The following is a 12,723-nucleotide window of genomic DNA, read 5'->3' as shown; positions in this document are numbered from 1 at the left end:
GCTTTTAAAACATAAGAAAACTTCATCCAGAAAGGGCACGCAGTTGTCGAGTTGGTCGCCCTGCCGTTCATGGCACAGGCCCACCGCGTCGCACACACGGTTCTGGACCAGTCATTTAAGTACGACGCACCAAAGAAGTAGACTTGGGCATGGCCCGTTCCCATCGGCGCATTGAGATTTCCGAAGAAGATGACCAGCGACTTCGTGAGCTGGAAACCAGTCGGCACACCTGCCCGAAGGTCCGACTTCGGGCCAGCATTCTGCGCCTTCACCGACAAGGTTGGACCGTTCCTCAGCTGTCCAACCACTTCAATCGGAACCATCAGGCGATTCACAATGACCTGACGAGATTCTCCCAACACGGCATTCCTGGGTTGGCGGACGCGTGTTCACCGGGTCGACCTTCCCACATGACCCCAGAGATCGAGCAGTTTCTCCGCGAGAAACTGCTCGAAGAGCGCTTCTGGAACGCTCCGTTGCTCTCCGAGCAGATCAGCAGGACGTTCGGAGTCACCATCGGACCTCGCGCGCTGGCTAATCATCTCCAGCGCCTGGGATACAGCTGGAAGCGGGCCCGCTATTCACCAGCCAAACAGCTCGACCCGGACATCGTTCAGCACCATCAGGACTCCCTCGAGACCTTAAAAAAGGGGCACTGGACGGCAGATTGACCCTGAAATACCTTGATCAGACGGGCCTCTCCCTGATGTTGTCGGTGGGTGCGACCTGGTTCAAGCGTGGTTCTGGGCACCAATTCGCGATCCCCACCCGGTGGGGATCGTCAGGGCGCATCAACTTGATCGGAACCTACAGCCTGCATCGTCACGAAGAGGTACTCGAAGTCCGCGAACTCACAGGAACCTGCACCGGGGATCAGGTCACGGCCTATCTGGACACGCTTGCCGCCGAATGCCGTCCTGGGCAGCTCACAGTCGTGGTGCTGGACAATGCGGCCTTTCACAAGGGAGCTCTGATCAGGGAACGACGTGGGGTGTGGGAGCAGCAGGGACTCTATCTGCGGTATCTCCCGCCGTATGCTCCTTTTCTAAACCTGATTGAGGAGGTGTGGCGCAGACTGAAGGGCATCCTGATGCCCCGCCGCTGCTACAACTCGGTCGCTGAACTTCGGGATGCTCTGCTGACTGGGCTCAAGATTCTCGGAACTCGGTTTATCTGAATCTTAAATGCGCTGTACTTAGTACAACGGGTTGCCTGCAGAGTCTTATCCATGACCAAGGGTCCGCCTTAGGCCGTGCAGACCCGCGTGTGCACCGTTGCCCAGACCGAGAACCGCCAACACACTCGACCAAGCATTGATCCCAGGGGGTTTCCACTGTTGTCCCCTGAATACCCCCTCCCCCCCTACGGGGGCAACGGTGTCGTCACCCCCACGCACATCACGCTGCAGGCATGCGCCAAGGATTCACACTGATCGAGTTACTGGTGGTGATCGCCATCATCGCGGTCCTCGCCGCCCTGCTGCTGCCCAGCTACGCGGGCGCGATCAAAGACACCGACCGCAGGGCCGCCACCCTCCACGCCCAGGCCGTCCGCCTGGCCCTGAACACGACACTGGCAGGTAATCCCCAGCTGACCACGGCCACTTGGGGGACCGTGACCTGCACGTCGGCGCGCGACATCACCGCGAACGGCGTGACGACCCCAAACGGTGGAAACGGCTGGTCAGATGCCCCCCGCGGCACCTCCTGCGTCGCCGTGTCAGAAACGCAACGCACGTACCGGGTCACCGTTACTCTCGCCGACGGCTCCACCGCGAGTGCACCGTGAACCGCGCCGGATTCAGCATGGCCGAGATCCTGGTCGTCATCGCCATCACGGCCATCCTCACCGCGATCGGCGTCACGGCCATGCCCAAGCAGAACCAGGACGTCACCCTGGACGGCCTGCCGAGCCGGTTCATGGCCGCCCTGGAAAGTGCTCACGGGCAGGCCATGGCCGAACGCACCACCGTCACCCTCGCCGGTACGGCCCGGGAGCTCACCGTGACCACCGTCGACGGGACAGAACGCGTCTCCTTCGCCCCGGCACAGGCGGGCGGCACCATTACCATCCAGCCCAGCGGCTCCACGACAGGCACCGTCACGCTCACGCTGCCCAACGGAACATGCAGCCGGTACAGCCTGACCATGTACGGCACCAGTGCAGCAGGGATGTGCTGATGCGGCATCACGCGCACCGAACGTCCGGGCTCACCCTCGTCGAAGCCCTGGTCGGCACACTCCTCCTCCTCCTCGCGCTCACCGCGTTCGCCGCAGTGGCCGCGCAATCCGCTCGAGTCGTCGCAACCGGGCAACTTGCAGGCTATGCCGCCGATGCCCTGAACGGCGCCGCTCAGGCTGCCCAGCGTGGCAACACGCAGTACACCCAGGCCCGCACCCTTACCTCGGACGAACTCCGCCTCCTTGCTCAGAGCGCGGGCCGACGGAACGATCTCTCAGCAGCCCTGACCGGCGATGTCGTACCCCAAGGCGGCAACCCACCCCGAGTCCGGATTTCTATTCGAGGACCCGGTATCGCCATCAGCGAGGTGGTCACTGTCCCAGGCGGCACCCCGTGACCCGCCCCCACACCCGTCGCAGATGGGTGCCACCGTTTACCACTGGTCCCCCCATCCACCATCCGGCCCCCGTCACACCACCTGAGGAGTCATCATGATCAAATCCACCCCCCCACCCATACGCGGCTTCACCCTCATCGAGGTCCTGGTTGCCGTCACGATCGCTGTCCTAGTCGTGGGCTTCGTCGTCGCCATCATCCCTCGCGCGACCAGTACCTCCGCCGAACAGGCCCAAACAGTGCGCGCCACGACCCGCGTGAGTGCCGTCACCCAGATCCTCGTCGAGCAATTCAACGACGGGGGCTTCGCCGGCTTCACCACGGGCACCAGCTCCACACTCACCGCCGTGTTCACGACGGGCGCTTCAACCACCGTGCCCCTCCAGCGAGACTTCGCCACGGCCTCGACCATCTACGTGCCCGGCCTGCGGGCCACTGTAGGTAGTCAGGTCCTGCTCGTCACCTCATCCGGCATCAGCAAGGTCGCAACCGTGACAGCCATGCCGAGCACGGGCGTATTCACGCTCGACTGCCAGCCAGGCCTGCCGACCACTGGCACGGTCGTGGCCTACCCGGCGCGCACGCTCACCCTGGCCCTCCAGGACGGCACCATCCGCCGCACCACCAACGGCGTCACGAGCAGCCTGGGCAGCAGTGAAGGTGTCTCGTTCTCGTACCTGTACGAGGAGACCCCGTCCGGCCGCCTCATCCGTGACCCAGCAGGCGCTCCTGCGAACCGCGTAGCCGCTGGCACACTCGTCGGCCTCGTCCCAGTCAGTGTCGATCCCCGAGCTGATCGCGCAGCCGCTGTGCCCCTCCAGGTGTCTAGGATCCGCCGCATGCTGGGATGCACCGAATCGGCCGCCATCACCCCGAACGAAGGCCGCCTGAACGTCACCATCTCCGGCCTCCCCACCGGCGCCACACCCGACGTGAGCCTGAGCGGCCCGGACGCCGCCGTCAACGGACAGCGCCCCACGTCCAGCCAGAGCTACCAGCCCGTCCAGCGCGGCACGTACGCCATGACCGCACGGCAGGTCAGCGCGGGCGGCCGCACGTACGTCCCAGAAGTCCGCGGGTCACCCGCCACACTCCTGAACACCTGGGGCCAGATCTACATGGCCACCACGTACCGCGAAGCCCGGGGCACCATCACCGCCAACGTCACTGGCCTCCCCGCCGGCGGCCAGGGCACCATCACCCTGACTGGCCCCGACGCACAGACCATCAGCGTCTCGAACGGCAGCACGGCCATCAGCGTCGCCGCCGGAACGTACAGCGTGTCCGCACCCGCCGTCACCATCAGTGGCGTCACCTACACACCGACCGTCCCCTCCTCGATCACCGTCACCAATAACGGCAACGTCACGCTCCCCGTGAACTACACCGCGCCGACTGGCGGAACGTTGGTCGTCAACGTGATCGGCCTCCCGACCGGAGGCATGGCCGACATCACCTACTACTACCTTGCGAACGGCGCGACGTCGAAGCAAACATCAGGCAGTGGAACCGTTACCTTCTCGGGCCTTGCAGCAGGCAACTACGTCGTGTATGGCAGCAATTGGCTGACGTACGCCACAACCAACGTCGTCGCGACCCTTCCGGCGGGTGGAACGCAATACGTCACGTTGAACTACGGACTCGGAGCTAGCGAACCGAGGGATCCACCTGATCCACCTGTAGTGCCGACACCGGTCACCCCACCACCGAGTAGTCCGAGCCCCACACCTACACCCACACCTACGCCGAGTCCCACACCCACACCATCACCAGAGCCGAGTCCGACACCAACTCCGCCACCTTCCGGCGGCGGTGGTGGCGGTGGTGGCGGTGGGCCACCCCAGTGCTTCTACGACGGACATGGTGATGGATCGTGTGGTTTTTAACACTAGTCATCACTATCGCTTGACAAGAGCCCCCGGTATTGCTCTTTAAGAGGAGAGGATTTGGCTGGCACTCCAGTGGCCCACGACGCCCAAACGTGAGTACCGCCAAGTCCTCTCCTTTCTCTCACACACACGCTCAGGCGCCACGTCCGCCACTAGGAGCCACCATGAAACGTCTTGCTGCATCTGTGATCCTTCTGAGCGCCCTGCTCGCCTCCTGTGGAGGTACGACCCCCACCACCCCACCGCCCCCCACCACCAATATCCCTGAACCCAGCACACCAACTCCCACACCCACCCCGGAACCCGTTCCGCCCACTCCAACTCCTACGCCACCGCCAGCGCCCACAACGGTGTTTATTCCGGTGGCCGGCGCTGCCGTAGGCAGCGGGGACGGGACTGTGATCGGCACAGTTCGAGTCAGTCCGAGTACACAGGAAGTCGAAGTGATGACACTCGCCAACGAGCTCCGCACAAAAGGAACGCTCAACGGCCAACCCGCAATAGCGAAAACCTGCGCTGAGGGTACCTTCCGAGCAAATGAGCTCCAGCCACTCACATATCAAGGCCTCCTGTCCTACGCGGCGCGGAAGCACAGCACATACGTCGCAGAAGTGAGCTACGACGGTCACGACGAGCTTCAGACCGACTCGACGTTCTTCTACGGAGCGTCTCCCCGTGCCCGCAAGGACCGAGCGTACGAGGAATTTTCTGTACCCGCCCTCAACTTCGGTCCGGGAGAAATCGTAGCTACCGGGCGCACCAGACCCACTGCCGACGCAGTGCTGCGTGCTTGGATGGCCAGCGCCCCACACTGTGCGATTCTGATGTCCGCAAACGCAAAGTTCATGGGCGCCGGATACGCGTACGCTGAACCGAACACCGCTGCAAACCGGTGGGGGCACAGCTGGACCATGATGTTCTTTTGAGCCTGTTGCGTTTCAAGGCCCCGTTGTGGGGCCTTTTTTCGTGCTCGTTGTGGTCACCCCTATGCCGGCTAGGGTCAAGAAATGCACAAGCATATCCTGGCGGCCGCTTTGGCCCTGAGTTGCACCGCACACGCCCTCACGATCCGTCTGCCCGAGAGTCTCGAAGTCGGCCGTCGTATTCCCCTGACGACCATCCTGGATAGTCGCTCAGCTACGGTCGCCAGCAATGCCCCCGACGTGATCGAGGTGAGTGGGGGCGCGTTGATCGTCAAACGTCTGACGCCGACCGGCACGGTCGTAACGCTCACCGCGAAGGAGGGCGTGACACAGGCCCAGGCGAATGTCCGGACGCACGGGGTGGAGGTGATGCCTGGCCTGGGCACACTCCTGCCCGGCACCTCAGCGCCAGGCCTGCATCCGTTCGTCGTGGTGCGTGCCCGAACCACGAGCGGGAAAGGTCCCGAGAAGATGACGATCACGCTGAAGAAGGGGGACCAGGTGATTGGGAAACCCCTGCAGGTCACGCCCTTCCAGCTGGGCGGCATGAGTGCTTTCGCGTCGACGTTGCCGGTGACCGGGCCGGTCACCATTGAGGTGAGAGCGGCCGACGTGGCCCTCGCGGCAGCCTTCAGCACGGGTGGCATTGTGCCGGCGACGGCCAGTCTGGTGCAGGGCGTGAGGGGCTCCGTGCAGGGGCGAGCGCTACAGCTCACCGGGACTCTGCCCGCAGCGACGACGGTCTCGGCACGGCTGATCCGGCAGGGAGCGGTGGTGCACGAGCAATGGTTGAACGTCGCCGCATTCCCGGCGACCGTGCCTCTGACTCAGGCCCCCGCGGGAGCAGCAGATCTGGATCTGCGTGTCTATAGCGAACCCGTCTTCAATGACAGGACGGTGCTGCCGGGCAGTGCCACCTTCGTGCAGTACCGGGCAGCCAAGCTCAATCTGCGTTAGTGATCTCCCACAAACGGCACCACACAAACGTGGTCACCCCCCGGCATGGGACGGTGGACACCATGGATATCGCTGCGGGTACGCTCACACTCCGACCGAACAGTGCGGCCTTCTCGCCCAAACCCGGCCAGCAGGATCTCGCCCTCCTGAATCAGCATCTGCAGGAGCGGTACGCGCTCAGCACCCTGCACAATGGCCTCCTCTACCGCGCTGTCGTCGGTGCGGCCGTAGCTGACCTCATGACGCGCGATTCTCCGACAGCATCCCCGCTCGCCGAGCAGCTGCTCCGACAGACCATCGATGCAGCCCGTCTCGCCTGGGTCGTGGATCGCGCGGGCGGACGACCGCAGGTTCGCCTCTCTCAACCCATCCTGACTTCCCAGGGCGTGTGGTACGGCCCGGCAGAGCAGGTCCTGAACCAGCACGACCTCTCGGCGCACTGCGATGCTCACAGTGCCGCATACATGCAGGCGCAGTACCCACTCCACGTTCCCCAGGATGGTTACTGGGATGGCCTGGAGGCCTGTCTGTACGCCGCACCAATACCGATCATGCTGCCGCCCCACGTGCGGTTGCTGATCACTGATATCCGCGGCCGCCGCCAGAGTGCCCACACCACCCCGATCCTGTGGGACGCACAGGTACCGGCTGGGCATCACAACGCCACTGTCGTCCACCTCTCCCACCCGGAAGCGTCAATCGGCGAGGTGGTCCTCGTCCTAGATCTGCCCCGACCCGGCGTACAGCAGACCATGGAGGAGCGTGGTGCGCTCCGGAGCATCACCTACCTGACGAGGACGACGTCCTGGCAACTGGGTTGGCAGACCACTCAGCGCATCCAGCCGGACGGCAGGGCCACGGACGGATCAACCGTTCACTATCAGGCGGTCAGCCAGGGCCAATGGGGCGCTCAGGAGGCCCGGCATCTTGCCCTGGCCCTCGCGGCCGTCCCGCGTGATCTCTTGCCCTGTACACACCGGACCAGCCAGAACTGGCCCGTCGCGTACTACCCGTTGCACCCGGCCAGCTCGTCGCGCCCGACGGCATCTCAGCACACCACACCATGAGTGTCGCCACCCCCACGCACGCCACGCTGACGGCATGCAACCGAGAGGCTTTACCCTCATCTGGGTCCTGATCGTCCTTGTGATCCTGGCCGCCGTCAGCGGCGCCATGCTGCAATCCGCCAACACCAGCGACCGGACCGCACGCGCCGTCGCGCGGGGCACCCTCATTCGCATCCAGGAACAGAACACCCTGACCTACGGTCAACGCCTCCTGGAAGCCAATGCAGGCACACTCCTCCGGTCCCTACCAGCCGCGAGTTCACATGCGACCGGAGAACTCCAAAGCCAGTTGCAACGCCAGGTCGACGAGTGGTGCACCCGGAACATCGACGGGAGTGGAAGCCAGATTCGGATCTACTTCTCCTCCACGGCGTGCGGTACGGGGCTGCCCGAAGGACAGACAGCTCCAACCCTCCAGTTGAAAAGCACGGGCACGAACCTATGGGCCATGGAGGCCGAATTCTTCCTCGTGGCAGGACCGCCGAGTCGCCCCACCGTTCGCCGAGGCACACTCAACGCGCGCTATGGTGCGCCCCCTGCCAGCGCGTACGCCCTGCTGAGCGCCGGCGACACCACGCTCGATTCGCGCGTCCGCATCCAGGGAGACGCGCACGTGGATGGCCGACTGACGCTGCGAGGTACGGTGGATCTCAGTGGAGCCCTCAGCACCAGCAACTGTCAGGTCGTCACGGCCGGATGTGTCGGCGCCGCTGAAGTCAATCTCGCCGACACCCGCACCAATGTCATGTCCATCGTCCCCACGCCCGCTCACCCGGCTGACCTCACCGGTGCCCTCAGCGTCGGCCAAGCGGGAGAGACGGCCGGGATGACCACACCCAGCCTGTCAGGCCTCACGATCGTGGCCAACACCGTCGACCTCGGTGTCCTGGCAAGTGGTGAGCAGTACATCCGAGCTTGCGTGTCGTTCTTCGCGTGCACGACGTACCTCGGGACGACAGACGGCGACCTACAGGAAGGGAGCGTGCGGAACGCCACCCTCATCTCAGGGTGGACCGGCGCGATCGGCATCACGCCCGCAGGGTCGGAGGTGGTGATCCGTCCCGTCAACCCTGACGCGCCGAGCGTGGCGCGCTCACTGAGCCTCGTCGTGACGGGGGCCGCGAAGGTGGACGGGAACCTCACGTACACGCAGACCAGTTGCTCAGTCGACTCCTGCACGTCAGACCTGTCCACGGACGCCCTGTCCATTCAGGCCTCCAGGGTGACCGTGACGACTCGCACCGTGCGGACCCACGCGACAGTCATCACGGATCAGTTCCTCGTGACAGCCCCGTTAACCCTGTTCGGATCGCTGATCGGTGCACCGACCGGGGTCAACGCGCAGCTGTACATCCAGGGCGATGCCAGAGCCCGCACGGGCCTCGCGCCAGTCGGTGTGCCCCGGCTGGCTGCACGGTGGCGCGCAGCCACGGTCACGGTGGACCAATGATCCGCTCCTCAGCCGATGGCGCGGCGCACCACGTCCCGCAGGGCGGGGGGGTACAGGACCGCGAAGGTGCCCTGATGATCCGCCCAGACCCGTTCGAAATCTGCGTAGGGCATGGTGACGTACCCCAGCAGGGGATCCATGAGGTACACCAGACGGCGGGCGTCGTCGAATCCGGATGCAACCCGCCAGTGCGGGATGCTGCGCCCGGCGATCATCTGCGTCTGCAGGACGATCAGCGGCAGTCCATTCCGGATGGCCGAGCGAACGGTTTGAACACTGCCACCACGGAACAGGCGCGCCTCCATCCCAACTTGTGGGGCGTAATCAACGATCGCGCGCGCGGTCATATACGAGCGGGACGTAGGGCGGGTCTGAGCAGAGACGGCCGCCTGTGTCACCCGAATCCCGTAGTACTCGAGGACCTGCGTGATACTGGCAGGACCACAGGCGTTGAAGGTCTGGCGTACCAAGGGCATGCCCTGCAACACGTACCCAGACGGCTGGGACACGTACCTAACGGGCACATGCTGTGCCACAGCTCCCCCGCCCATCGTAAGATGAGTGACCGTTGCCCAGAACAGGAGGGCAGCAATGCGGTTTGATGTCATACCGGAGAGTTTCATCGGTATAGGGGTGATCGAAATGGCAGGGCGCGTTTTCACATTCTTGGATCCCAGGCCTATCGCGCCCGGCCGGGCACGCATGCTGATGCCCGACCGGACCGTGGCCGCAGTCGAATACGTTCCCGACTGGTACTGGAAGCGAGCGGAACGGGTCGTGGGGTTTGCCGACCTGATGTTGCGTGGGGACGTGTACCTGTACACGTACTTCACCTGTGAGGAAGCCGACGACGGGACGATGTTCGAGACGGCGTACGCGACCCCAGAGGACTACGGCCGCTGGACGGTGATCGCACGGGCCCAGACGGCCCATGAAGCACAGGAAATCCAGGCCACGATTCGGGCCGCGTGGTGGGAGGGTCCAGAGCAGCACCGGTATCCTCCAGCTGAGCGGGGTTTCCGCATTCCCCCGCCTGGGTTCACGGTGCCAACGCACCCGCTGGATGAGACAGGCTGATCAGCAGCGGATCACGCGTGCACAGTTCGACCCGGGCGGCCTCTGCGGCGTCCGGGTCGACTCGTGACCACTGCGCGAGCCGCTGCGCGAGGATCCGCCGGGCTTCATCCCGCAGATCCGTCAGGGCGGGTGTCGGATCGTGTCGGGCGTACACCGGGGCGCGGTACAGCCGCAGCAGATCCTGGAATGGACACTCGCTGAGCGCGTTCAGATCACTCCGTACGTGCCAGCCGGAGAGCGTCAGACTGCCGCGTTCGGACCCGAGCGGCGCAGTCTGACCCGTAGCCGCCTTGAACGCGGTTTTCAACTTGTAGTGATTCTGTTCCGGCTTCCCACGGTAGTCGGGGGCATACACGTCCTGCGCGGCTGAGACGGCCAATTCGCCACGCTGGGCGAGGATGATCATGGGCAGCACCAGGACGGGCTGCAAGTCGAGTACTGTCCCGTTCACGCGAATTTCCGGCATGGGCCGGAGGATGGCGACTTCCAGGTTCTGCCGGTTGTGCACCCCCTGCAGCAGGCGGGGAATCGCCACCTGCAACAGCTGCCCGTAACTGTTGATGACGCCGGCGCCGAGCCGACGGTACAGGAAGTCCAGTTCGCTGGACAGCGTGATGTCGAGGGTCTGCGACCGCAGCGCGGCGACCACCAGGAGAGCGCGCAGTTCCAGGGGCAGTTGCAGGCGATTGCCGGACACCCGGCGATTGGGGTTCAGGAAGGCCTGATCGAGGTATGCCAGAGCCGTGTTGACGTCGCGTTCATGGCCCAGACGGTCGCGCAGGCGCTGGAGGCGGATGGACGTTGCGTCACCGACAGGCAGGACGGCTGTGGCAGCCAGCAGGATCAACGCTTCGCGCAGCGCCGGCTGATGATGCAGCTCTTCCGCGATGGACGCGGCCTGCGTGGCGTAGTGCGCGCAGGAATCCGCATCACCGTGCCGCAGGTACAGGCGCGCCCGAGTCACTGCCACCTGCAGGGCGGTATCCCGCTGCGCCGTATCCATGGACACGGCCAGGGCGAGGAGCTCGGCCGCGGTATCCAGATCGCCGTCATCCGCCCAGTACCGGGCCAGCTGGTGCAGGGCTGTCAGGACGTCCAGGCTGGGCGTCAGGACCTCAGCGGCCTCCCGGGCGAGACGGGCACTTTCACGGCCCGCCTGGCGGGCACCCAGGACCGCGCACGCCAGGGTACGGGCGACACGGGCCAGGACCATGGCGCTGCCCAGCTCCTCTGTCAGGTCTCCGGTCGCCAGGACGGTATAGGCCGCTTCATCCGCTTTCTGCGCGTACTCGCGAGCAGCGTCCCCTGTGAGCTGCTGGGCATGCTGCGCGTACACCAGGCTGAGCTGCGCGAGGAGCGCGTAGGGCGGCGCCTGGGTGGAGGAGGTGATAGCGGCCTGCAGGTGCTGCACGGCGAGCTCGTAGTTCCCGGTGCGGTACCGGAATTGGCCGATCAAGGCGTGTGTGCTGGCGGGGTCGGCGCCGGCCCCAAGGGCTTGTTCGGCCATGCTGAGTCCGCGGACCAGGGCGCCTGCTTCGAAGCACGCTTGGGCGAATGCGACGTGCAGGGGTGAGCCAGGTTCAGGTGAGGCCCGCTGGAAGAGCGGGAGGGCCGCCGACAGCTGTTCTGCGCTCCGCAGGGTCGGCAGCATCCGCTCGAGGAGTGCACGGGCCTCCGTACCGGCGCCACTGGCCAGGTATGCCTCGACGGCCGCCATGGGTTGATGCACTTCGAGTGCCCCAGCGATCGCCTGTTGGGCGCTGGCGTACTCCGACGGCAGGACTCGCAGTTGGAGGCGCAGCTCTTCCCGCACGATGGGGTGCGGCACCCACGCGTCGCTGTCGAGGCGAGTACAGGGCACGCCATACGACAGGGCCGTCGCAAGCCACCCTTCCGTGAGGTTTAAGGCGGTGTTGACTGGATCAAGGGTGCGCCAAGTCGGCAGCAGGCTCGCGCGGCGAAGGGACGGGATGATCGTGTCTGGCACGGTCAGGAGCAGCTCCTGCGCGACCACGCGGGGGTCGTCACCCAGGGTGATCAGCGAGACGGCGGCTGGCCAACCCTGCGTTAATTCCATCTGCGCGTCAGTCAGGCCCATGTTGCGCATCTCGTCCGTGCTCAGGGCAAGTTCGCGGTCTGTGATCAGTTGAGTGGGCACATTGCGTAGGCGCAGGGTGCGGGTGGGGAAGTCCTCTGGCGTGGTGCTGGCCACGATCCAGCGGATGCCAGAGAGTTGAGGAAGCAGGTTGGTGAAGAAGCGGCGGCCGTCGTTGTTCAGCGTTTCGGCGTCGTCGAGCAGGAGCGTGAGGGGGGCGTGCAGGTTCAGGTCATGCCGCAAGGCGGCCGCTGCCGCGCGTTCAGTCACGGTGCTCCGGGCGAGCTCGTACGGGAGCTGATTGCCCGGGTGAGATGGGAGTGCGCGAGCAATGACCCGGGCGATGCTGATCGGATCAGGGTCGGCGTCGCTCAACCGGATGTAGAGGTGCCCTGGATCAGTGCTGAGGGCGACCAGATGGGTCGATTTGCCATACCCGTTGCCGGCCACGAGGGAGACGACGGTGGTCGCTGGATTACGCAGGTCGGTGAGGATGTGTGGACGGTTTGGCATGGGTACGGCATCCTCTCAGCAGGGGGAACGGGCATCTGTGATCAAATCTGTCTAGACATGGAACCCCTCAATCTCTCCAAGTCTGACTGAATTATGAGTGGAATTCGCCAAAAACGGCTATATTTATCTCCAACTCTCATAATACTTATCTCCAAATTTCACTCATAATACCCCC

Annotated in this window: 12 protein-coding genes; 10 read left to right on the top strand and 2 right to left on the bottom strand. The window is 64.6% G+C overall.

All coding sequences use genetic code 11. From position 1 onward, the window contains the following. Positions 1 to 149: 149 nt before the first annotated feature. The 9 genes from BXU09_RS18285 (at position 150) to BXU09_RS18240 (ending at position 8,863) form a co-directional block, all read left to right on the top strand. Complete coding sequence (locus BXU09_RS18285) at positions 150 to 671, top strand: helix-turn-helix domain-containing protein (RefSeq protein ID WP_078305756.1); 522 nt, start codon at positions 150 to 152, stop codon at positions 669 to 671. Then, positions 668 to 1,177 (top strand): transposase, encoded by a 510-nt coding sequence (locus BXU09_RS18280; RefSeq protein WP_144012371.1) that lies wholly within the window; start codon positions 668 to 670, stop codon positions 1,175 to 1,177. The genes BXU09_RS18285 and BXU09_RS18280 overlap by 4 nt, the downstream gene beginning before the upstream one ends. 233 nt (positions 1,178 to 1,410) lie before the next feature. Further along, positions 1,411 to 1,788 (top strand): type II secretion system protein, encoded by a 378-nt coding sequence (locus tag BXU09_RS18275; RefSeq protein WP_078305754.1) that lies wholly within the window; start codon positions 1,411 to 1,413, stop codon positions 1,786 to 1,788. Next, entirely contained in the window at positions 1,785 to 2,180 is a 396-nt protein-coding gene (locus BXU09_RS18270) for a prepilin-type N-terminal cleavage/methylation domain-containing protein (protein ID WP_144012370.1), read from the top strand. The genes BXU09_RS18275 and BXU09_RS18270 overlap by 4 nt, the downstream gene beginning before the upstream one ends. Further along, complete coding sequence (locus BXU09_RS18265) at positions 2,180 to 2,578, top strand: hypothetical protein (protein ID WP_144012369.1); 399 nt, start codon at positions 2,180 to 2,182, stop codon at positions 2,576 to 2,578. The genes BXU09_RS18270 and BXU09_RS18265 overlap by 1 nt, the downstream gene beginning before the upstream one ends. A gap of 94 nt (positions 2,579 to 2,672) precedes the next feature. Beyond that, entirely contained in the window at positions 2,673 to 4,463 is a 1,791-nt protein-coding gene (locus BXU09_RS18260; RefSeq protein WP_078305751.1) for a prepilin-type N-terminal cleavage/methylation domain-containing protein, read from the top strand. Between the two features lie 1,010 nt (positions 4,464 to 5,473). Beyond that, positions 5,474 to 6,346 (top strand): hypothetical protein, encoded by an 873-nt coding sequence (locus BXU09_RS18250; protein WP_078305749.1) that lies wholly within the window; start codon positions 5,474 to 5,476, stop codon positions 6,344 to 6,346. Between the two features lie 62 nt (positions 6,347 to 6,408). Further along, a complete protein-coding gene (locus tag BXU09_RS18245; RefSeq protein WP_144012367.1) occupies positions 6,409 to 7,413 on the top strand; it encodes a hypothetical protein in 1,005 nt (334 codons plus the stop codon). A gap of 34 nt (positions 7,414 to 7,447) precedes the next feature. Then, positions 7,448 to 8,863: a prepilin-type N-terminal cleavage/methylation domain-containing protein gene (locus BXU09_RS18240; RefSeq protein ID WP_078305747.1), complete on the top strand. Its 1,416-nt coding sequence runs from the start codon at positions 7,448 to 7,450 to the stop codon at positions 8,861 to 8,863. 8 nt (positions 8,864 to 8,871) lie between these two features. Here BXU09_RS18240 and BXU09_RS18235 read toward each other — a convergent pair whose 3' ends face one another. Next, a complete protein-coding gene (locus BXU09_RS18235; RefSeq protein WP_078305746.1) occupies positions 8,872 to 9,414 on the bottom strand; it encodes a C39 family peptidase in 543 nt (180 codons plus the stop codon). Positions 9,415 to 9,424: 10 nt separating this feature from the next. Here BXU09_RS18235 and BXU09_RS18230 point away from each other — a divergent pair, with 10 nt between their 5' ends. Beyond that, positions 9,425 to 9,940, top strand: a complete 516-nt coding sequence (locus BXU09_RS18230) for a hypothetical protein (RefSeq protein ID WP_160329957.1) — start codon at positions 9,425 to 9,427, stop codon at positions 9,938 to 9,940. Here BXU09_RS18230 and BXU09_RS18225 read toward each other — a convergent pair. After that, positions 9,903 to 12,548: a hypothetical protein gene (locus BXU09_RS18225; protein ID WP_144012366.1), complete on the bottom strand. Its 2,646-nt coding sequence runs from the start codon at positions 12,546 to 12,548 to the stop codon at positions 9,903 to 9,905. The genes BXU09_RS18230 and BXU09_RS18225 overlap by 38 nt on opposite strands. Positions 12,549 to 12,723 lie beyond the last annotated feature (175 nt).

The organism is Deinococcus sp. LM3 (assembly GCF_002017875.1).
Taxonomy (GTDB): domain Bacteria; phylum Deinococcota; class Deinococci; order Deinococcales; family Deinococcaceae; genus Deinococcus.
This window is presented reverse-complemented; position numbering and strand designations above follow the sequence as displayed.

Coding starts and splice junctions, on each gene's coding strand:
- BXU09_RS18245 (WP_144012367.1), top strand. CDS start 6,409: ATGGATATCGCTGCGGGTACGCTCACACTCCGACCGAACAGTGCGGCC.
- BXU09_RS18240 (WP_078305747.1), top strand. CDS start 7,448: ATGCAACCGAGAGGCTTTACCCTCATCTGGGTCCTGATCGTCCTTGTG.
- BXU09_RS18260 (WP_078305751.1), top strand. CDS start 2,673: ATGATCAAATCCACCCCCCCACCCATACGCGGCTTCACCCTCATCGAG.
- BXU09_RS18250 (WP_078305749.1), top strand. CDS start 5,474: ATGCACAAGCATATCCTGGCGGCCGCTTTGGCCCTGAGTTGCACCGCA.
- BXU09_RS18275 (WP_078305754.1), top strand. CDS start 1,411: ATGCGCCAAGGATTCACACTGATCGAGTTACTGGTGGTGATCGCCATC.
- BXU09_RS18265 (WP_144012369.1), top strand. CDS start 2,180: ATGCGGCATCACGCGCACCGAACGTCCGGGCTCACCCTCGTCGAAGCC.
- BXU09_RS18285 (WP_078305756.1), top strand. CDS start 150: ATGGCCCGTTCCCATCGGCGCATTGAGATTTCCGAAGAAGATGACCAG.
- BXU09_RS18235 (WP_078305746.1), bottom strand. CDS start 9,414: ATGGGCGGGGGAGCTGTGGCACAGCATGTGCCCGTTAGGTACGTGTCC.
- BXU09_RS18225 (WP_144012366.1), bottom strand. CDS start 12,548: ATGCCAAACCGTCCACACATCCTCACCGACCTGCGTAATCCAGCGACC.